General features: G+C 60.8%; 18 protein-coding genes. 6 read left to right on the top strand and 12 right to left on the bottom strand.

Annotation, left to right across the window (positions count from 1 at the left end; genetic code table 11):
• Both HYH07_RS28495 and hemA read right to left on the bottom strand, forming a co-directional pair.
• Positions 1-3,144, bottom strand: a 3,144-nt coding sequence (locus tag HYH07_RS28495) for a PAS-domain containing protein (protein ID WP_220005578.1), incomplete at its 3' end; no start/stop codon positions are given.
• 342 nt (positions 3,145-3,486) lie between these two features.
• On the bottom strand, positions 3,487-4,716 hold the full coding sequence (gene hemA / locus HYH07_RS28490; RefSeq protein ID WP_220005577.1) for a 5-aminolevulinate synthase: 1,230 nt from the start codon (positions 4,714-4,716) through the stop codon (positions 3,487-3,489).
• Positions 4,717-5,045: 329 nt separating this feature from the next.
• On the opposite strand from hemA, the gene aroQ reads away from it, so the two are divergent.
• Entirely contained in the window at positions 5,046-5,477 is a 432-nt protein-coding gene (gene aroQ, locus HYH07_RS28485; protein ID WP_220005576.1) for a type II 3-dehydroquinate dehydratase, read from the top strand.
• 111 nt (positions 5,478-5,588) lie between these two features.
• On the opposite strand, the gene HYH07_RS28480 is transcribed toward aroQ, so the two are convergent.
• The 5 genes from HYH07_RS28480 to HYH07_RS28460 form a co-directional block, all read right to left on the bottom strand.
• Entirely contained in the window at positions 5,589-6,650 is a 1,062-nt protein-coding gene (locus HYH07_RS28480) for an MBL fold metallo-hydrolase (RefSeq protein WP_220005575.1), read from the bottom strand.
• 376 nt (positions 6,651-7,026) lie between these two features.
• On the bottom strand, positions 7,027-7,551 hold the full coding sequence (locus HYH07_RS36870; RefSeq protein WP_220005574.1) for a GNAT family N-acetyltransferase: 525 nt from the start codon (positions 7,549-7,551) through the stop codon (positions 7,027-7,029).
• Positions 7,551-8,513 (bottom strand): phosphotransferase enzyme family protein, encoded by a 963-nt coding sequence (locus HYH07_RS28470; RefSeq protein WP_220005573.1) that lies wholly within the window; start codon positions 8,511-8,513, stop codon positions 7,551-7,553. The genes HYH07_RS36870 and HYH07_RS28470 overlap by 1 nt, the downstream gene beginning before the upstream one ends.
• Before the next feature lie 47 nt (positions 8,514-8,560).
• On the bottom strand, positions 8,561-10,153 hold the full coding sequence (locus HYH07_RS28465; protein WP_220005572.1) for a hypothetical protein: 1,593 nt from the start codon (positions 10,151-10,153) through the stop codon (positions 8,561-8,563).
• Between the two features lie 62 nt (positions 10,154-10,215).
• A complete protein-coding gene (locus HYH07_RS28460) occupies positions 10,216-10,359 on the bottom strand; it encodes a hypothetical protein (RefSeq protein ID WP_220005571.1) in 144 nt (47 codons plus the stop codon).
• A gap of 245 nt (positions 10,360-10,604) precedes the next feature.
• On the opposite strand from HYH07_RS28460, the gene HYH07_RS28455 reads away from it, so the two are divergent.
• The 4 genes from HYH07_RS28455 to HYH07_RS36860 all read left to right on the top strand — a co-directional run bounded on the left by HYH07_RS28455 (position 10,605) and on the right by HYH07_RS36860 (position 14,271).
• Complete coding sequence (locus HYH07_RS28455; RefSeq protein WP_220005570.1) at positions 10,605-10,958, top strand: hypothetical protein; 354 nt, start codon at positions 10,605-10,607, stop codon at positions 10,956-10,958.
• Positions 10,959-11,050: 92 nt separating this feature from the next.
• Positions 11,051-11,809: a LuxR family transcriptional regulator gene (locus HYH07_RS36865; RefSeq protein WP_220005569.1), complete on the top strand. Its 759-nt coding sequence runs from the start codon at positions 11,051-11,053 to the stop codon at positions 11,807-11,809.
• A 93-nt stretch (positions 11,810-11,902) separates the two neighbouring features.
• The gene (locus tag HYH07_RS28445; protein ID WP_220005568.1) at positions 11,903-13,612 is read left to right on the top strand and encodes a peptidase domain-containing ABC transporter; all 1,710 of its coding nucleotides are present in this window, start codon (positions 11,903-11,905) and stop codon (positions 13,610-13,612) included.
• A gap of 128 nt (positions 13,613-13,740) precedes the next feature.
• Positions 13,741-14,271 carry a GNAT family N-acetyltransferase gene (locus tag HYH07_RS36860; RefSeq protein WP_220005567.1) on the top strand — a complete coding sequence of 177 codons (531 nt, stop codon included), beginning with the start codon at positions 13,741-13,743 and terminating at the stop codon, positions 14,269-14,271.
• Positions 14,272-14,998: 727 nt separating this feature from the next.
• Here the strand turns inward: HYH07_RS36860 and HYH07_RS28435 are convergent.
• From HYH07_RS28435 to HYH07_RS28425, 3 genes are all read right to left on the bottom strand, one after another.
• Positions 14,999-17,140 (bottom strand): methyl-accepting chemotaxis protein, encoded by a 2,142-nt coding sequence (locus HYH07_RS28435; RefSeq protein WP_220005566.1) that lies wholly within the window; start codon positions 17,138-17,140, stop codon positions 14,999-15,001.
• Between the two features lie 167 nt (positions 17,141-17,307).
• Positions 17,308-18,033 carry an outer membrane protein gene (locus HYH07_RS28430; RefSeq protein WP_220005565.1) on the bottom strand — a complete coding sequence of 242 codons (726 nt, stop codon included), beginning with the start codon at positions 18,031-18,033 and terminating at the stop codon, positions 17,308-17,310.
• A gap of 224 nt (positions 18,034-18,257) precedes the next feature.
• The gene (locus tag HYH07_RS28425; RefSeq protein ID WP_057746824.1) at positions 18,258-18,578 is read right to left on the bottom strand and encodes a hypothetical protein; all 321 of its coding nucleotides are present in this window, start codon (positions 18,576-18,578) and stop codon (positions 18,258-18,260) included.
• A 218-nt stretch (positions 18,579-18,796) separates the two neighbouring features.
• On the opposite strand from HYH07_RS28425, the gene HYH07_RS28420 reads away from it, so the two are divergent.
• On the top strand, positions 18,797-19,084 hold the full coding sequence (locus tag HYH07_RS28420; RefSeq protein WP_220005564.1) for a hypothetical protein: 288 nt from the start codon (positions 18,797-18,799) through the stop codon (positions 19,082-19,084).
• Positions 19,085-19,104: 20 nt separating this feature from the next.
• Here the strand turns inward: HYH07_RS28420 and HYH07_RS28415 are convergent, their stop codons facing one another.
• Complete coding sequence (locus HYH07_RS28415) at positions 19,105-19,314, bottom strand: hypothetical protein (protein WP_057746117.1); 210 nt, start codon at positions 19,312-19,314, stop codon at positions 19,105-19,107.
• Positions 19,311-19,475 (bottom strand): hypothetical protein, encoded by a 165-nt coding sequence (locus HYH07_RS28410; protein ID WP_220005563.1) that lies wholly within the window; start codon positions 19,473-19,475, stop codon positions 19,311-19,313. Before HYH07_RS28410 ends, HYH07_RS28415 begins: the two co-directional genes overlap by 4 nt.
• Between the last annotated feature and the right edge of the window lie 65 nt (positions 19,476-19,540).

Here is a 19,540-nt window from a genome sequence, read left to right as displayed (position 1 = left end):
GCAGACGATCAGCGCGCCAGAGATCGGCGTGCGCGCCAGCGGCGTTGCGCTGGTCACCGCCGCGGTCAGCGTCACCGCCTTGGCCGTCGGCACCGTCACGGAAAACAGCGAGCCGCCGCTCCTGGTGGCGTCGATGGAGATGCTGTGGCCCAGCACGCGCGCTAGCCGCTCGACGATCGAGAGCCCGAGGCCAAGGCCGCGCGCGATCCGCGCGCCCTGCTCGAGGCGGTGGAACTCCTTGAAGATCTCGCCGCGCTTGACCGCGGGGATGCCGACGCCGGTGTCGTAGACGTTGATGGCGAGCGAGTCTCCGCGGCGGCGGCAGCCGACCAGCACGCGTCCGCGTGGCGTATATTTGATCGCGTTCGAGATCAGGTTCTGGAGCAGCCGCCGCAGCAGCAACCGGTCCGACTCCACCGGCAGCGAGCAGGGCACGAAGGTGAGATCGAGGCCCTTGGCGCGCGCAATCGGGGCGAACTCGATCTCCAGTGAGCGCATCAGATCGGCCATCCTGAAGCTCGAGATCGAGGTTGCCATCGCGCCGGCATCGAGCCGGGAGATGTCGAGTAGCGCGCCGAGGATCTCCTCGATCGCCTGCAGCGATTCGTCGATGTTCTCGACCAGCCGCGTCTCCTCGCCATTGTGCTGGCGCTCGACCAGGCTCGTGACATAGAGCCGCGCCGCATTCAGCGGCTGCAGAATGTCGTGGCTGGCCGCCGCAAGGAAGCGGGTCTTGGAGATGCTGGCGTCCTCCGCGGTGCTCTTGGCCCGTGCCAGCTCCGAATTCAGGCGCGTCAATTCTTCGGTGCGGTCGCGCACGCGCTTTTCCAGCGTCGCATTGGCACGCTCCAGCGCTTCCGCCGCCTCGAAGGTCGGCGTGACGTCGGTGAAGGTGATGACGAAGCCGCCGCCGGGCATGCGGTTGGTGAGCACCTCGATCACCATGTGGCGCTCCGGCAGGCGCTCGAGATAGGGTTCGCCGTCGGTGGTGTAGGCCACCAGCCGTTGCTCGATCATCGCCTCGCGACCAGACTGATCGGCGGGATCGCTCACGCCCATGAATTCCAGGATTTCGCGCAGCGGCGTGCCGAACTGGATGAAATGCGGGGGCACGTTGAGCAGGTCGCCGAACTGCCGGTTGGAGCAGATCAGGTGCAAATCGGCGTCGAACACCGCGATGCCCTGGCGCACATGGTTGAGCGCGGTCTGCAGGATCTCGCGGTTGAAATGCAGGGCCGCATGGGAATCATCGAGCAGCTTGAGTGCGGCCTTGGCGGAGACCGTGCGCTTGCGCAGCAGCAGCGACATCACGAGGCGCGAGGACGCGGCCCCGATCGAGGAAGCGATCAGGTGCTCGGCGTGCTGCAGCAGCTCGAAATCGGCGGGCGCTCCCGGCTCCAGCCGCATGTTGCGCCGCGCCGAGAAAGCTTCGAACGAGTGCTGGGTGCGCTCAGGCCCGAGATATTGCGCGACCGTGGCCTGGATGTCCTGCACCGTGATGGTGGTGCGCCAGCGGCGGAAGTTCGGCGCGATCGGCGCGAGCGTGTTGGGCACGAACAGATCGGCCTGCACCAGCTCGATGGACGAAGGCTGCCGCGCCAGCGACAACAGCACATAGGTGAGGATGTTGAGCGAGAGCGACCAGACCACGCCGTGCATCAGCGGTGGCAAATCGGCGCCGAACAGCGCCTGCGGCCGCAGCGCCTCGATGCCGAAGGGGCCGTGCTGGAGCAACAGCAGGCCTGCGGTCGAGGAGTCCATGAAGCTCGGCAGGAACAGCGTGTAGAACCACACCGCGAAGCCGACCAGCATGCCGCCGATGGCACCGCGCGCGGTCGCCCGCCGCCACAACAGTCCGCCGAAAAAGGCGGGTGCGAGCTGCGCGATGGCGGCAAAGGACAACAGGCCGATCGCCGCAAGCTGGGTGTTGCCGAGCGCGCGATAGTAGAAATAGGCCATCACCATGATGGCAAAGATCGCAAGCCGCCGCGAGCGCAGCAGGAAGTCGCCGAAAGCGGTGCCGCCGGCGCGTCCCTCGGGCCGACGTTGCAGCACCAGCGGCACCACAAGGTCGTTCGAAACCATGATCGAGAGCGCGACGCATTCGACGATCACCATCGCGGTCGCCGCCGACAGGCCGCCGACGAAGACGGCGACGCTGAGAAGTCCCGCGCCGCCCTCCATCGGCAGGGCCAGCACATACATGTCAGGATCGGCCGCGCCGAACGGGAAGGTGATGAGGCCGGCGAGCGCGATCGGGATCACGAACACATTGATGGCGACGAGATAGAGCGGGAACAGCCAGCGCGCGCGGCTGACCTCGGCATCGCTGGAATTCTCGACCACGCTGACGTGAAACTGCCGTGGCAGCAGCATGACAGCGCACAGCGACAGCAGCGTCATGGTGAGGAAGTTGCCGATCGACGGCGAATACTCGATGGCGCGCACCGCCTCCGGCGTCTTCATCGCGCGCTCGATGAGTTCGTGCGGCGAGAACATCCAGAAGGTGACGAAGATGCCGGCGGAGAGGAAGGCTGCCAGCTTGATGGTGGATTCGGTCGCAACCGCCAGCATCAGGCCGTGCTGATGCTCGGTGGCGTCGGTCTGCCGCGTGCCGAACAGCACCGCGAACGCCGCCATCGCCAGCGTCACCATCAGCGCGATGTCACCGAGGATCGGGATGTGGGAGAACGCCTGGTCCTCGCTCAGGATGACTGCGAGCGAGGAGGCGACCGCCTTGAGCTGCAGCGCGATGTAGGGCACCGAGCCGATGATGGCGATCAGCGCCACCGTCGCCGCCACGGCCTGGCTCTTGCCGTAGCGCGCGCCGATGAAGTCGGCGATCGAGGTGATGTTGTGCGCTTTCGCGAGCTGGATCACGCGGCGAAGCACGCCGGCGCCGAGGCCGATCATCAGGATCGGCCCGACATAGATCGCGAGGAAGTCGGTCGAGGTGCGGGTGGCAAAGCCGACCGAGCCGAAGAAGGTCCAGGAGGTGCAGTAGATCGCCAGCGACAGCGGGTAGATCAGCCCGGACGCGCGGCCGGGGCCGGCAGGCGAACGGCGATCGCCATGGCTCGCCACCAGGAACAGGAAGCCGATATAGCCGAAGGCGGTAGCAATCACGCCCCAATCGTGCAGCATGGCGAGCGTGCGTCTCCCTGGGCGCGACAATCCGTGCCCGATCTCATTTTCCCAGCAAATCTAGCGCGTTGGGAGGGTAGAGGCGACAGCGAAATGCCAGATAAAGGCGGGAACTGGGGTTGTCGTTAAGCACGGAGAGAGTCCCCGTGGACACCCCCCTCCCTGACCCTCCCCCACAAGGGGTGAAGGAACGGAGAGAGTGTCGACTGTTGCGACGAAAAGCAGAGCTTGGTGGCAAGAACGTCGTGAGGTGGGCACGCCTCTATCGCTCCCTCCCCCCCTTGTGGGGGAGGGGGGTAGCTCCGGGGATGGCGTGAGTTGAGTTCGTGAGTGGCGAAGCACCTACTCCGCCGCCAGAGACTTCTCGCTCAGCGGCAGGCCCAGCCGGTCCCACACCTGCAGCAGCGCTTCGGCGAGCTGATCGATCAGGCCGTCGTCATGATAGGGCGAGGGCGTGATGCGCAGGCGCTCGGTGCCCTTGGCGACGGTGGGGTAGTTGATCGGCTGGATGTAGATGCCGTGATCTTCGAGCAGCATGTCCGAGGCTTGCTTGCACTTCTCGGGATCGCCGACGAACAGCGGCACGATGTGGGTGTCGTTCGACATCACCGGGAGACCCGCGGCATTGAGGATCGCCTTGACACGAGCGGCGCGGTCCTGATGGCGCTCGCGCTCCCAGCTCGAGGTCTTCAGATGCTTGATCGCGGCGGTTGCGGCCGAGCAGATCGCCGGCGGCAGCGCGGTGGTGAAGATGAAGCCCGGCGCATAGGAGCGCACGGCGTCGATGATGTGGCCGTTGCCGGCGATGTAGCCGCCGAGGCAGCCGAACGCTTTTGCCAGCGTGCCTTCGAGAATGTCGATGCGATGCATGACGCCGTCCCGCTCGGCGATGCCGCCGCCGCGCGGGCCATACATGCCGACGGCGTGGACCTCGTCCACATAAGTCATCGCATTATACTTCTCGGCGAGATCGCAGATCCTGGCCAGCGGGGCGACGTCGCCGTCCATGGAATAGAGGCTCTCGCAGGCGATCAGCTTCGGCCGGCTCTCGCCTGCGGCCTTCAGCTTCGCCTCGAGATCGGCCAGATCGTTGTGGCGGAACACGACCCGCTCGCAGCCGGACTGGCGGATGCCTTCGATCATCGAATTGTGGTTGAGCTCGTCCGACAGGATCAGGCAATTCGGAATGAGCTTGGCAATGGTGGCGATGCCGGTCTGGTTCGAGACATAGCCCGAGGTGAACAGCAGCGCGGCTTCCTTGCCATGGAGATCGGCGAGCTCGGCCTCGAGCTGCACCAGCGGGTGATGCGTGCCGGCGATGTTGCGGGTTCCGCCGGCGCCGGTGCCGACGCGGGTCGCGGTCTCGACCATGGCGCCGACCACTTTCGGGTGCTGGCCCATGCCGAGGTAATCATTGGAGCACCAGATCACGACGTCGCGCTTGCCCTTCGGCGAATGCCAGACCGCGTGCGGGAACCGGCCGGCGGTGCGCTCCAGATCGGCGAACACGCGATAGCGGCGCTCGGTATGGAGGCGATCCAGGGCGGAATTGAAGAATTCAGCGTAATCCATCGGTGCAACCTGAGACGGAACTGACCAAAACGGCGCTTATCCTTAGAGCTATTCCAACTCCAATGTCTATGCGCTATCCCACATTTGGCCGTGGGGGGCCTTTGGGCAAAATGCCCTATCGTGCAATTTGAAACTTGATTCCGATCAAGTTCGCGCGAGAGGGAATGTTGCTCTGCAGCATCAGCTGAAATGCGGGCTCGGTCAGGCCTGGGCTTCCTTCGCGGTTCGGCACACGCTTTCCTAGAGCGCGGCCGCCAGCTCTACCCCATCCGATTCTCGCAGCGCATGCGCCATTGGCCCGGAGAGCATGCCTCCGAAAGGACCTTTTCATGAAGCGCGTAATGATCCTTAACGGTCCCAACCTCAACATGCTCGGCATCCGCGAGCCGCACATCTACGGCACGACGACGCTCGCAGAGGTCAATGCGAGCTGTGAGGATGCCGCCGCCAAGCTCGGGCTCAAGCTCGTCTTCCACCAGTCCAACCATGAAGGCGTGCTCGTCGATCTGATCCAGTCGGCGCGGCGGGATGCCGATGCCATCGTCATCAATCCGGCGGGCCTGTCCTTCACCTCGGTCTCGATCATGGACGCGATCAAGATATTCGAGGGCCCGGTGCTGGAGGTGCACATCTCCAACATCCATGCCCGCGACGAATATCATCGCCGCTCCAAGATCTCGTTCGTGGCAACGGGCGTGATCTGCGGGCTGGGGCCGTTCGGCTACATCGCGGCGCTGCACGCGATCGCGAATATGAGGTGAGGGTGTTGCCAGAAACTCGTCATGCCCGGGCTGGTCCCGGGCATCCACGAACTTGCTTCAATGTAAGAGAACGTGGCTGGCCGGGACAAGCCCGGCCATGACGGCGACCGCTCACGTCGTTCGGAACTGCAGCACGCCGTCCTTGGTCTCGGCCGTCAGCCGGCCCTCGACGATCATGTAGTTGACGTGGGCAACGAGCTCGCCGGCGGCAAAGCCCATCTGGTGCTCGTCGAGCACGTGCTTGTTGAACACGACTGGCACCAGCGCGCGCGAGGTCTGCGGCACCTCGCGGCAGGCTTCCGCGATCAGGCGGCAGCGCTCCTCGTGGTGGTCGGCGAGCTGCTTGATGCGGGTCTTCAAGCCGTAGAACGGCACGCCGTGGCCGGGCAGCACCAGGAGATCATAGGGCAGGGTGGTGGTGAGGCTGGCGAGCGAGGCCAGGTATTCGCCGAGCGAGTTCTGGTCGGGCTCGACCGCCCACACGCTGACATTCGGCGAGATCTTGCTCAGCACCTGGTCGGCGGACAGGAACAGCTTGTCGTCGGCGCAATACAGCATCACCTGGTCGAGCGCGTGGCCGCCGCCGGTGATCACCTTGAAGCGCCGCGTGCCGATCACGACCTCGTCGCCATGCGAGATGCGGCGGTAGGACGGCGGCAGCACCGAGACGCGCTTGAGATAATCCTGGCCGCGGCCGAGCAGCTTTTCGGTGAGCGACTCGTCCATGCCATGCCGGCGGAAGAACAGCCGCTGCGCCTCGCGCCGCTCCTCGGTGCCGCGGTTCTGGTGATAGACCGATTGCAGATATTCCACCTGCGACATCACCAGCGGGCAGTTGAACCGCTCGACGATCCAGCCTGCAAGGCCGACATGGTCGGGGTGCGAGTGGGTGACGATCAGGCGCGTGATGTTGACGCCCTTCAGCGGCCCCTCGAACAGCTTGGTCCAGGCCTCGATCGTCTCCTCATTGCCGAAGCCGGCATCGATCATCGCATAGCCGTCGCCATCGGCGAGCAGGTAGATGTTCACATGGTTGAGGCGGAACGGCAGCTTCAGCCGCGCCCACAACACGCCGGGCCTGACCTCGACGACCTCGTCGTGGCCGGGATGCTGGTCCCAGGGATAGCGCAGGGCCTCGGCCGAGGACTGCACGGTGTCTATTTTTGCGTTCATGCCACCGGCTTAAACCCAGCGCGCGCGGGGCGCCAGCCGAAAAGACGGCCAGCCGGTAGCCGCATAGCGGTCATTCCGGGTGGTATTTTTCCGTGCGCCGGTTGAAGCCTGCCAAAACGCTGTTATCCGTGGCGCGAACGTGGAATCCGAGATGGTTGCGCGAGATTGGGGCGCGCAATGGGAATGCTTGATCGATCGCAAGCTTTCCTAACAAGTTGGCACGTCGCTTACCGCTTCTCTATCGGAGCCCCGATGCGAAATCTGGTCGAGCATTGAGAGGAGCACGGGAGCGTCCCGGGCGGCATAGAAGGGAACTCCGCTCCGGTTTACAACCCCAACAATTCTTCACAATTCATCAACTCCGATTGATGGTTGGTTAGGATCTGGAGCTCGGCGGGATGCCTTCGATAGGCGACGGCCCATCGTCTGAGTCGAATGCATAGGACAGCGTGTATCTCTTGAACGACGTTGGATCATGGGCAAACGCAGAACGTTCGAAGCCCCTGGATAATAACAACTTGATCGACGCCACATTCTCCGGATGACAGAGGGTCTGCAGCCCTAAGGATCCGCTTTGCCTTGCCGAGGCAATCAGGGCGTCAAGTATGGACCCACCAATACCCCGGCGGAATTTGCTTGGGGTGACCCCGTATTCAACGTAGGAGTACCCAGTCGATATCGAATCAAGATAAGCACCATAACCAAGCGGCCCGGTTTGATCCTGAGCAATCAGAACGCATCCACGGCCCACATTGTGGAGCTCAAGTTTCTTTGGCACCGCGAGGGCCAAGAGTTCGCCTCGCTGAGCATCACCGCCCATCCAGCGATTGAAGCTAGGCTCCGTTACAAGCTGGATTAGCCAAACAGCGTCGGAATCGCAGGCCCGGCGAATTTGGATCATTACCCAATTCTCAACGTATCGTCGCGGGCGCGCTTCGTCGCTTCGATCGTTCTCGCAAACAGCACTTGTAGGGTTTCAGCTGAAAGATTGAATTCAGGTGTCAAAACACTCGCCGCGTTGATGACTGTGCCAGTGGCAACCAGCCAGCGGATCGCCAATCGAGCAGCTCGATCCTCCGAGCATAAACCATACGAACCCGTGAAGTTTTTCCAAATATCTAGAACTCCTGGAGGGTTCAGGATATCCAGCCAAGTACCCATCTTGGCCAAGTCACCCCAATATGGCCCAACGCCGCAATCGTCCCAATCGAAGATATGGGCGCACTCCTGGTCGATATGAATATTGCTGACCCGAAAGTCCCCGTGGCAGAGTCCTCGTCCCAGAAGGACGTGGTCCGCGCCAGCGCGACGCAATTCGTCCAAGCATGCGGACAACTCGATAGAGACTTCCCGCCCGTCGGCAGAATGCCCCGCAATCTGAGCAAGCGCAGCTGTTAGTTCGTTAGCGTCATATAGCTGCCTATCTGGCGAGAGCGATGTCAAGTGGGACTGTTGATGCACTTCCGCTAGTGCGCGGCCGGCAACTCGAAAATCGTGTGTTGTGTATTCCATGGGTCTTCCAGGCGCGCACGGATAGAGTGCGAAAAGGCGGCGTCCTCTCGTGCCGAAGTCCAACTCCAACGCGGTATTTCCGTCTCGGCTCCGAAGCGGCCGGATCACTCGAAGGAATGACGTTTCGACAATGGCGCCGAGGATCGAATGCTCCGCCAGGACATCTGCCTTGGAACGCCCCCTCACTCGGTAGACACGCCCAAAGTATTTCAGCCCGTCGCGCGCTTCGACGGCCAGCGTCCAGTTCAGGCCGTTGACGACTGTCGTCAGCTCGCCGACAATTCCGTAGTGCTCTTTACAGAAGTCGCTGAGGTACGTTGTAGCTCTTGGATCTTCGTCGAGATTCATCATCGATACTCCGCGTGCATGGAGTTTTCCAGATGGGCCAGCCCGTCCGACTAGCAGAGTTGCCGTGCGAACCGTTCTGCCCATAACACTCTCACCAAGGCGCTTGTCGCAGAAAACTCCCGCGTATCAGCCACTTCGTGCAGAAGAGCCACGACTGCCTCCTGAGAGACCAATCCAAAGTCGGCCAACGCACAAGACTCTAGTTGTGATGAGAGTTCGGCGGCTTGATTCGCGATCGCCGTCGGCAAGATGAATTCGAAGGACTCCTTCTCATAGTTTCGTGGAAATAGCGCGAGGTGCGTACGATGGTGCAGATAAGAGCGAAGGATTTGCTTGTCGGATCGATATTCGTAGGGGAGCTCTGCCGAAAATCTGACCAGCTTGGGATCGCTCAAAGGATTAACCGGCCAGAGCCCTCTGATCGCGAGCGGGTGTGCTTGGCAAAGATTGGCCAACAGAGTTGTTGACGGAACCACACCAGTCGGCGCCATAAACAGGAAAGAAGAACGAGCAGCCTCAAGGCCACGCCTTGTCAATAGTCCCTCGGCTCGCTCGACCGCAGCATCAAAGGGTTTTAGAAGGGGAAATCCCGTTTCTGTTTCTTCTCCAGAGTAGCACACACACAGTTCATCGCCACCTATTCCAGACCACACCGTATCGCAACCGGCAGCACGAAACGTATTCCAGAGTGACTCGAACGCTTCAAGGTAATGCTCTGAGAGGAGTGGCAAGCGACAATTCGGGCCGAGATCTAAGTTGATAATTGGTACATGGGCCTGCATGTCGATCGTGTAATCGCGGCAATTTAGAATAGCTAAAAGCTGGCTCCTTCTGCCACTTTGCGCGGGACTCCTTTCATCGCCGAGTAGGATACCTCCACATGTTATCGAGCCAAAACCTTGAGCCAAGGCCATCGCGACACAGGCAGAATCCATTCCTCCGCTCAATTCTATCGCATTTCCGCCAATACTCGATGCCCGCGAGAAGACCGCTTTGCCCAGTATACGACTGAACTCGTCGGTTGCGTCAACGTTCTTCGGCAACGCTTGCGGAGACGGCGGCAATTCATTCGACCCGTATTCGAAGCGCGTTTCACTTCCGTCAACATAGAGTTTGGCGCCAGCAGTCAGGAGATTTACACCAAGGCAGGGCTGCCGCGCAGAATAGCACGCCTTCATCGTCAGATGATGGGCAAGCACTTCCGCATCAAGCAGGCGCGACTCATGCAAAAAATCAGCGAAATCCCAGGAGAGTGTAACGGAGCGACAACGCTCCTTCACAGAGAAGTAGATCGGCAAACTTCCCAACTGGCCGGCCCGAACTCGCAATCGGCCGCCACGGTAGGCAACTTCAAGCAAAATGAAGTCGAGGGGCCAGTTCAAGCATTCCTGATAAAGTCGCTGAAAGCGATCAACAGAGACATCCGAAATCACGGTTATCGAAGAGCAGGCTTGGCCTTTGCCGTCAGTTTGCAAACGCTCTCGTACGACAAAGAACCATTGGCCGGCACTCCGAACCAAAACGCTCTCAAGATTGCCATGTACAAATGGCTGGATATAGCTTTCGGAAATTGACACCGCTTGACCAGCTACGGTCGGAATGTTGTCCGCGAGATCGCCAATTCTCAGTTCAGCTTTAAGCATTGATAACTCCGCCGCCCCTCACTCAAGGGGCGGCTTCCAAGTCAGAACACCGAGTAGCCAGCCTAGAAATAGCCCAACAGTTTGCTGTCGTTCGGTAGAAAAGTTTTGCCTCCCTTGACAGTTGGAGGCGGCGTCAACGGAAGGGGCAGGTCCCTGGCATCCGAACGGCTCTCCAGCTCATTGGGGCGCGCCATCGTTTTCTTCATGTCGAGTTCTCCTTGAACGATTCACATCACAACTCAAGCGCACGTCGCATACGTTAGGCATCCGTGGACTCAAGTAGTAGCCGATCACACCATCGAGCTACCGGTTCAACCTTGTGGTGTAAACTAACGGACGACAATCTATCAAAATTGCTATATGTAAGGGGCAAGAAGTGCGGCCTAGGGTCCGTTGGGACGCATCGGGAATTTATGAGGGCTGCGGCCAGGTGGATCATGGAGGCGAAGCGTTGATCGGTCTTGTCGGCGCGCATAGCGATGCGTTTGAACTCCCTGAGCCCTTCGAAGAAGTTGTCAACGAGATGCTGCCATTTGTACATTTCCTCGTCGATGGCGAGGAGCCGTGCACGACGGGAACTCTGAGAGATGACGACATTGGCGCCGCGCTCGGGGATAACGGTGCTGCTATCGAAGGCCTAGTCGGCGATCAGCGCGTCGAAGGCCAATGCTCGACGAGAGGCGGCGCCACTGTGTCGAAGGGCAGCCTCGGCAGAAGCAGGAAGCGTATGAGATTGCCGAGCGCGTCGGTGAGCGCCGGGATTTTGGGTCATGCCGCCTCCCAGCGACCGATTGCCTGGCTTTGAGCCCCCTGTAGTTCGAAACGGAATCTTCGCGGCGGCAGTGATCGAGGTCTGCCCCTCACGTAGGTTTGAAAGTGCAGCTCTGTGTAACTGGCATGCCGCAAGTGGATTCGAATGTCGTCGGATTGGCCCTTCGTCAAATTGCGGACTGCGAGAGTCTGGAGGACGTTTCGCAGGTGCTTGACGACATCCGCGAACCGTATCGGATTTCGAACATCGTCTACCACGCCGCTTACGTGCCCGCAGAGCAGCTGCGCCATCCAATCCTCCTGTCGACCTACGGAGACGCGTGGATACGCGCTTACCAGGAGTGGAACCTCTTCAAAAGCGACCCGGTTGTGGCTCGGGGAGTCAAGAGCCGACTGCCATTCGAGTGGTCGCAGTTCGAGAGCCGCGTTGAGACGATGCATGGCCAATCTAAGCGAGCGCGCCTCTATAGAGAGGCGACCCGGGGTCTTACGATACCCATTTGCGGGGCGTGCGGAGAGAAGGCCCTATTCACGATTACTTCAAGCGCCAAGCCTTTGGAATGGATCGAGCTGCGCTTAACTTACCTAAGGGATTTTCATTGTGTGGCGTTTTTTCTCCACGACCGGGTCGCCACGATCTGCAAGTGGCGAACGCGACCGTCTCGCGGCTTGTCGCGGCGCGAGCGGCAATGCCTTCAACTCGTCGCTCACGGAATGGCGCCAAAGGTGATAGCGGATACGATCAAAGTCTCGGAAAGTGCGGTACGTCTCTATATGCGCTCCGCGCGCGCGAAGCTTGCGTGCAAGACAACCAACCAAGCTATCGCGAGATCTATAGAGTGGGGTCTTATCACTGGATCCGGGCCTTCGGCCCAACAAGATTGAAATATTCGTGGAGGGAACAGGCTCGACATGCGGCAGGGTAGGGCGTTTGGATGGAGCTGGATATCGAATACGATCGCGATCCGTAGGCGAGCGATGAGCTATGTACTTGCGCTCACAGCTCTCAATTATCTCAGCGGGCTGGCGTTACCGATTGCCGCTCAGCATGCGATTGATCGAGTCGGCCAGAGGTCTCTGTCGATCGATCTTGCATGGCTTGCAATCGCTGCAACGACTGGAATTGTTGTGGAGGCATTGTCAGCATCGAGACGGCGGACTCTAGTGGCGCAACTGAGCACCTTTATAGATCGGCGCCTGTCGAGGTCTGCATTTTTGCAAATCGTTCGCCGAAGAGCAGACAGCCGATCTCTTTCACCCGGACAACTGACTAATCGCCTTCAACAGCTTGATCGTTTGAGGGCTTTTGTCATCCTGCAGCTGCCACAGACGATGTTTGATGTGGGAGCCGCAGCGATATCACTCTCGCTAATGTTCTACTACGATGCGATCATTGCACTTATAGTTCTATTATTTGCTGTGATCAGCGCGCAATTGCTGAGGCGCAGCATCGAGCGTCTCCAAAACTCCGCAGAAGCACGCTTCCACAGCGATAGCAACCGCCAGGGAATATTGTCTGAGACGATCGCCTCATTTTCTGCTGTCAAGGCCCATGGTCTCGAAACCATCCAATACCGTCGATGGTGCGCGGTGACGGAAGATGTGCTCACGGCAACGGAGGACCTATCAGAATACTCCAAGTCAGTTGCTGTTGGAGCGCAGCTGAGCGCGAGAGTTCTTACAGCTATCGTCATAGGCCTGGGCTGCATACGCATGAGGTATGGCACATTGACAATTGGGGAGTTATTAGCATTGCAAATACTTTCGGCGCGAGCCGTCGGCCCAGTAATGACTGCATCAGATGTTCTTCGGCAGTATCAAGAGGCAAATGTTGCTGTCCATAAGCTGCGAGACCTCTGGACCGAGCCGAAAGACCAGGCCGAGATGGCGCCAACTAATCGTTCATTTGAGTCTGCTGGAATTGAACTGATCGACTTGACGCTAACGTACGCGCCAGACCGGCCACCTGCGATCGACCGCATATCGCACCGTTTTCCTGAGCGAGGGACGGTCGCCATTGTAGGAAGAAACGGGTCGGGCAAATCCACTCTTGTTCGGACGATACTCGGGTTGGAGCGCAATTACGAGGGCCGCATCTTAGTGGCCGGCGAAGATCTGAGATCTTACTCTCCCCGCTCATGGAGATGCGCGCTGGGGACAGTGACGCAAGATGCGTTCTTGTTCAGAGGGACCATTCGAGAGAACGTCGATGTAACAGGAACGAATGGCGACGAACAGATAATTGCGGCTCTTGAGAAAGTCGGGGCGTTGGGATTTGTGAATGATCTCCCTCTCCGCCTCGACACTGTACTCGAGTCTAGGGGTAACGATCTTTCGGGAGGGCAGCGCCAGCGCATCGCGCTCGCTCGCGCTATAGTCAGAAATCCGCCGATCGCAATCATGGATGAGCCCTCCTCCTTCTTGGATGCGGAGGCAGCCGTTGCGTTGGAGGCGGCTTTGATGGAGTGGTCACGAGACAGGCTTCTCATTCTTATTTCGCATCACCTTGCTGCGACTCGGTTCGCAGACCGAATTCTGATGCTCCAGGAGGGGCGTTTGGTTGGATCTGGTACACACGGCCAATTGTTGGAAGGCTGCCCATCTTACGCCTCGCTCTGGTCTGACTACACGCGATCCTACGGCCTTGGTCAGCCAGGCGGGTCTGCGATGGTGCATGAAGGCGTCTGAACCGCCGGGACAGTTCAAACTACGGATTGGCACAATATGAGGTCACAAAGTACTTGGACCGGCGGAGCAAAGGGCTTTGACTGAATGAAGCTAAGTGGACCAATCTTCACAGTTCACAGGAATGGTATATGATCGAAACGCCTCATCTCAGACTTCACGAATGGCATGATCGCCATCTTGCAGCATTCCAGATGATGCATGGCGATCCAGCTGTTATGGCCGACCTTCGGGGGCCTATCGACTCGACCGAGAGTCAAGAGAAATTCGAGAGATATCGTCATGCTCTGCAGCTTCATGGTGTGTCTAGATGGGCAGTAGAAAGTCCGGAGGGTGAATTCTTAGGCTACGCTGGGATCATGCTCCAACAGTGGAGGGAGCATCCTCTGGGCACGCATTTTGACGTATCATGCCGGTTTGTCCGGAAGGCCTGGGGATATGGCTACGCAACGGAAAGTCTCAAGGCCGCTCTTCATCATGCCGTTGATGAGCTTCGGCTGCGAGATATCTTTTTCTATAGGCGAGCGAGCAACGTGAGGTCTCAACGTATTGAGCAGAAACTAAAATTAATTCGGGATCCCTCCCGGGATTTTGTAACAGGAAGGTCGGGTGACGAACAGTTCCATTGGCTGGTATCTGTGGTGCCGACTCGATCGTCCTAAACCAGACGAACCCTCCACATTTGCGTCAGATAGATCCCCGCGGGGTCTTCGCTCTACAAAGTGCGCGGCGGCGGTTGCTGTGTATCGGATCCGTCACGATCAAGCGATCGGATCACGCCTTTCAGGACTTCGTCGATGCGATCGAACTGGCGCGCAACGAGGTTGAGTTCGAGCGTACCGCGGCGCGCACGGCGGTACGTCTTGGCTTTCGTTGGTTTGCTTATCTGTCGCGGGCGGCACAGAGGCTGGTCTCCTCCTATCCAGATCGTGGTCAAGCCGCTATTTCGATCTGCACTATCAACACATGCCGTCGCCGGCACGTGTAACCACGCCGAGCCTGTTCTTCCCGGCCCTCGAGTGATTTTTGGGGGGCAGGCCGAGCCAGGCGGCAAAGTTTCCGTTGGCAGCGGCGCCGAGACTTCTTGCGTCGCGGAGGGCGACCAGCTGGACCCGCTTGCCGCTTTCGAAATGGTCAGCATGACATAGTGCCACTGTTTTGCCCGACAGGTCAAACGGTATTCGTAAAAAGCGAAATTGCGTCGACCTGAATCGTGGCCGACGGACCGCGCGGCTGGTCACGAAGACGAACCCGCGCCGCGCTTCTACTGTGCATGGGGTTGTTTTGCGGTTTTTGCAGAAAGGCGGCCCGGCAAAGGACGGGAGGGCGCGCAGGGGCGGGGATCGCGCGGATGGCGCTTTCGCACCATCCGGGCTACGGGACGGCGGCTCACGCCGCCCGCATATTGTTGAGGAACGCGTCGATTTCGCCGCGCAGCATGTCGGCCTCGCGGCGGAGCGCGTCGGACGCGCTCAGCACTTCGGTGGCCGCAGCGCCGGCCTCGGCCGAAGCCGTGGACACGCCGACGATGTTGCTGGAGACCTCGCTGGTGCCCCCCGCAGCATGCTGGATGTTGCGGGCGATCTCGCGGGTCGCGGCACCCTGTTCCTCGACCGCGGCCGCAATGGTCGTGGTGACGTCGTTGATCTCGCCGATGATCCGGCCGATGCCCTGGATGGCGCCGACGGCCGAAGTCGTGACCTGCTGCATGCTGGCGATCTGGGTGCGGATCTCCTCCGTCGCCTTCGCGGTCTGGCTGGCAAGGCTCTTCACCTCGGAGGCCACCACGGCGAAGCCGCGGCCGGCTTCGCCTGCGCGCGCCGCCTCGATGGTGGCATTGAGCGCGAGCAGGTTGGTCTGCGAGGCGATGGTCTGGATCAGATCGACCACGACGCTGATGCGGCTTGCGCTGTCGGCAAGGCTCTGCACAGTGGCGTCGGTGGCGCCGGCCTCATCCACCGCCTTCTTGGCGATCGCAGCCGAGGTGACGACCTGCTTGCTGATCTCCTCGATCGACGAAGACAGCTGCTCGGTGCCCGACGACACGGTCTGCACGTTGACCGAGGTCTCCTCCGCGGCGGAGGCAACCGCGTTCACCAGCGCGTTGGACTGGTCTGCTGTGGTCGACATGCTCTGTGCGGTCGACTGCATCGAATTGGCCGATCGCGCGAGATTGTCGAGCGCGGTGCGCACCGTGCCCTCGAACTCCGCGATCTTGGCTTCCAGGCGCGCGGCACGCTCGGCCTTGGCGAGGCGATCCTTGTCCTGCTCGCTGGCAAGCGCGCGGGCTTCGATCATGCTGTCGCGGAACACCGTCAGCGTCTCCTTCATCGCGCCGATCTCATCATTCTGACGAGAGCGGACGATCTCGGTGTCGAGGTCGCCGGCGGAGAGCAGCTGCATGGCGCGCTGAAGCTCACGGATACGGCGCAGGATGTTGCGGCCGACATAGAGCCAGACGAACAGCGCCGAGCCGATCAGCGTCAATCCGCCGAGGGCCAGCATTGCCGTCGTGGCGAGCGAGATCTCCTGGCGGGCCCGGAAGGTCGACGCATTGGTCTCCTTCTGCACGCCGTCGACGAGCGCCTGCACGCTGATGCCGAGACCGACATTGAGCTTGCGGGTCTCGTCCAGGATGGTCTGGCAGTAGTCGATGGAGTCGAGCTCCTTCTGGCGGATCTTGAACACGCCAGTCTTGCCTTCGCCGAAGGCGAACAGCTTCTCCACGGCGCTGCGCACAGCCTGCATCGAGGGGATGTTCGGGAGGTCTTCGAGGTTGGACTTGACGCGGTCGCGGGTGGTCTTGAATTCCTTCTCGATCGCCTCGAGCGTATCACTGCTGTTGGCCGAGAGTGCTGCCATCATGTCGGCGGCCATCAGATTGCCATTGGCGGAGATGGTCGAGACCTGGGCGACGGTGCGCGCCGCCTCGGTGGCGTCATCGGCCGAGACTTCCGCCGAACCGAGGATCGCGTTCAGGCGCGTCTGTGTATCCAGCATCGCGGGGCCGGCGGCGCCGACGAACGCGATCTGCGCCTTGCGCAGCGCTTCATATTGCTTGTCGTGCAGCGCGCCGGTGTCGAGCCGTTCGCGCGCCGCCGACACCAGGCTCTGGGTGGCCTCGTCGATGCTCTTGGCGGTGTCGCGCAGCGCGTTCGCGGTCTGCTGGTCTGCGCCAAGCTCGATGATCTCGCCGAGCTTGGCCATCGCTTGCTGCTGGATCTCCTTCACGTTCTTGGTGCGATCGTTCAGCGCGTCGTCGCTGGGAGAAGCGAGCAGACCGGGGCCTTGTGCTGCGAGCGTCGCGCTTTGCGAGGCGAGCTGAAGGCTGGCGGCGAGGCGGGGGATGTCGCGGCCGCTCAAATCCATCATGGTCGAGCCGAGATGGTTGAACACGAAGCCGGCGCCGGCTGCGATCACGAGGCCCATGCCTGCGATCACGGCGAAGGCCGCAATCAGGCTGCCACGCAATCCCCATTTCGGCATTTTGAAGCGCGGCTTGAAACGGCCCAAGCTCGGACGGATCGCCATCGAAAATTCCCCCACAGCAATGATCTCTTATTTTCGCTGCGCAGTATGGTCATCGGGGGTTAAAAAATAGCATGTTGCACAAATGCTTGGCAGTTCCGCAGAGCGAAAAAAGAAAGGGCCGGCAGCGATGCCGGCCCTTGATAGCGAGAAGTGTTGATGAGGCCTGATCAGTAGGGCGCGACGACCGGGCTGGCCCAGTTGAAGCGGTAGTTGAGACCGGCCTTGAAGGTATGGTCGTCGGTGGTGAAGTTGCCGGTGCCGACCAGCGGGCCCGCGGTGAAGTGCGCATCGCCGAAATTGTAATACTGGTACTCGGCCTTGGCCGACCAGCTCGGTGCGAACATGTATTCGAGACCGGCACCAACGGTATAGCCGTTGCTGTGATCGCCGGAGATGATGAAGCCGGTCGGCACACCGCCCACAGTCACCTTCTCATTATTGTCGGAATAGGCGTAGCCGCCCTTCACGTAGACCAGGCCCGGGCCCCAGGTGTAGCCGACACGGCCGGTGATCGAGCCGAGGCCACGCTGATCGTTGGTGTAGGCCACGCCGCCCGGGAACACCGCGCCAACGCTGCCGGAGAGCCAGGAATACTGGGCTTCGGCGCCGACCACGAAGTTCGGGTTGACCTGCCAATCCATACCGGCCTGCACGCCGCCGAGGAAACGGCCGTTGCCGTTGTTGCCGGTGGAAAGGCCGTTGAAATTATTGTCGCTGGAGAACGCACCGCCGACATGCCCACCGATGTAGAAGCCGGTCCAGTTGTAGATCGGCGCGGCATAGGCTGGCGCGGCCTTGCTGTAATAGGGGCGGGCGCCGAGGTCGGCACCGATCGCCGGCGCGGACGCGCCCACCACGAGCAGCGCAACGGTCGCAAACAGAATCTTCTTCATCGTCTCGAACTCCAACACTTCAGGTCCCCGGCAGGCGCGCAGTCCGCGCCGCGTTGGTTTTGCAGATAGCTCGCTTTTGAGGAAAATGCTGTCACATGCGTGGCACAACGGTGCCCAACCTAACTTATTGGGCTGCAATTGATTTTCGTGCTTAATGGCGGCTTAAGAAGTGGTGAAGGAAGGCTTAATTCGCGCAGCCTACGGTAACCAGCGCACGCGTTCCGTTAACCAAGACGCCGCCGCACCTCGTCGCGCATCTGCGCGCGGAAGGCCGCGCGCTTGGCGGGGCGGTCTTCCTCGCGCACGTCGTGGCGATCGAAGATGTCGAACTTCTCCAGGATCGGATAGCGCTCGCTCGCCATCGCGAGCACGCGCAGCACCTTGGTCGCGGCCAGCGTCGGGCCGCTGACCTCCCAGCGCCGGATGGTGTCGGCGCCCCCCTGCTCCGGCAGCGCGCACAGCTTCGCCATATCGGCGGCGGTGAGCTTCCGCTCGATGGCGTCTGAGAGGTCGTTGCGGAGTTGCTTCAGTTCGGGGCCCGTCATGTCACTCACGTCCGGAAAGCTCAGTGCCATGCCCTAGCGCTGATTCGGGTCGATCCGAAGGCGAGTATCGCGCGGCGCCGGTCCGCGCGGCGCCAGTCCGCGTGGCGCCAGTCGCCGGCACGTCCGTGTGCGCACGGAGTTATGAACGTGCTCCTCTGGAAAATCGTCCGATACATGAACAGATGGCAGAGCAGGCCCTGACGAGGAAGGGATCGGCCATGACAAGCATCAAATTCGCCATTGCGGCGTTCGTCTCCGCCAGCCTGGTGGCAGCGCCTTTCGCAGCCGAAGCGAAGAGGCAGAGATCCAGCGGCCACCACAGCACGCGCGTGCTGGCGCCAACTTATAGCAGCCCGAGCGTGACCGCGGCCCAGCCGGGGCCGTCTTACGGCTCATCAGGGCAAACGGTCGGCACGGTCACGGCGCCGTCGATAGGAACATATAGTTGGCCGACGGTCGGCGTCACCAATGCGGTTCCGACCTGGAGCAATACCAATCCAAAGTGAAATCATGCGCGACTGCGCTGCTAGATCCCCCGGCCGTTCTGCTGACCGATCACGCAGCGCCAGGCCGCCAGGCGTTCAGCCGGATGCTGGTTCATCCAGTCGGCAAGCTGCGGCGCGCCCATCAGGCAGGACTGAACCGAGACCTGCGCAAAGTCGGAGCTGGTGACGAGTTGCTCGTGGCAATTTGACGGTGAGGCGAGGCTGCAAAGCACGGCGACGATCTTGATCATGCGAGATTGCCCCGGTCGCTCGGGCGCGTATCGGCGCCGCTCGATTGCTCGCTGCCCGGATCGGTCGGCGGGAAGATGCTGTCGTAGATCGCGCGCGCTTCCTGGATGAGGCGAAGACGCTCGCGCTCGGACTTCGACACAAACTGAACAATTTGGCCCATATCGGTCTCCCAGATGTCAGATCCATCATCAGATGATGGAAATCATTCCATGCGAATGTGGGGCG

The sequence above is a fragment of the Bradyrhizobium sp. BR 10261 genome (assembly GCF_019455395.1).
In the GTDB taxonomy this organism is placed as follows: Bacteria; Pseudomonadota; Alphaproteobacteria; order Rhizobiales; family Xanthobacteraceae; genus Bradyrhizobium; species Bradyrhizobium manausense.
This window is presented reverse-complemented; position numbering and strand designations above follow the sequence as displayed.

What these genes read in the sequence shown, in the direction of transcription:
- HYH07_RS28425 (WP_057746824.1), bottom strand. Translation starts at nt 18,578, where the DNA reads ATGACGGGCCCCGAACTGAAGCAACTCCGCAACGACCTCTCAGACGCC.
- HYH07_RS36865 (WP_220005569.1), top strand. Translation starts at nt 11,051, where the DNA reads ATGCCGCAAGTGGATTCGAATGTCGTCGGATTGGCCCTTCGTCAAATT.
- HYH07_RS28415 (WP_057746117.1), bottom strand. Translation starts at nt 19,314, where the DNA reads ATGATCAAGATCGTCGCCGTGCTTTGCAGCCTCGCCTCACCGTCAAAT.
- HYH07_RS28435 (WP_220005566.1), bottom strand. Translation starts at nt 17,140, where the DNA reads ATGGCGATCCGTCCGAGCTTGGGCCGTTTCAAGCCGCGCTTCAAAATG.
- HYH07_RS28470 (WP_220005573.1), bottom strand. Translation starts at nt 8,513, where the DNA reads ATGATGAATCTCGACGAAGATCCAAGAGCTACAACGTACCTCAGCGAC.
- HYH07_RS28420 (WP_220005564.1), top strand. Translation starts at nt 18,797, where the DNA reads ATGACAAGCATCAAATTCGCCATTGCGGCGTTCGTCTCCGCCAGCCTG.
- HYH07_RS28460 (WP_220005571.1), bottom strand. Translation starts at nt 10,359, where the DNA reads ATGAAGAAAACGATGGCGCGCCCCAATGAGCTGGAGAGCCGTTCGGAT.
- hemA (WP_220005577.1), bottom strand. Translation starts at nt 4,716, where the DNA reads ATGGATTACGCTGAATTCTTCAATTCCGCCCTGGATCGCCTCCATACC.
- HYH07_RS36860 (WP_220005567.1), top strand. Translation starts at nt 13,741, where the DNA reads ATGATCGAAACGCCTCATCTCAGACTTCACGAATGGCATGATCGCCAT.
- HYH07_RS28480 (WP_220005575.1), bottom strand. Translation starts at nt 6,650, where the DNA reads ATGAACGCAAAAATAGACACCGTGCAGTCCTCGGCCGAGGCCCTGCGC.
- HYH07_RS28430 (WP_220005565.1), bottom strand. Translation starts at nt 18,033, where the DNA reads ATGAAGAAGATTCTGTTTGCGACCGTTGCGCTGCTCGTGGTGGGCGCG.
- HYH07_RS28445 (WP_220005568.1), top strand. Translation starts at nt 11,903, where the DNA reads ATGAGCTATGTACTTGCGCTCACAGCTCTCAATTATCTCAGCGGGCTG.
- aroQ (WP_220005576.1), top strand. Translation starts at nt 5,046, where the DNA reads ATGAAGCGCGTAATGATCCTTAACGGTCCCAACCTCAACATGCTCGGC.
- HYH07_RS28465 (WP_220005572.1), bottom strand. Translation starts at nt 10,153, where the DNA reads ATGCTTAAAGCTGAACTGAGAATTGGCGATCTCGCGGACAACATTCCG.
- HYH07_RS36870 (WP_220005574.1), bottom strand. Translation starts at nt 7,551, where the DNA reads ATGATCCAAATTCGCCGGGCCTGCGATTCCGACGCTGTTTGGCTAATC.
- HYH07_RS28410 (WP_220005563.1), bottom strand. Translation starts at nt 19,475, where the DNA reads ATGGGCCAAATTGTTCAGTTTGTGTCGAAGTCCGAGCGCGAGCGTCTT.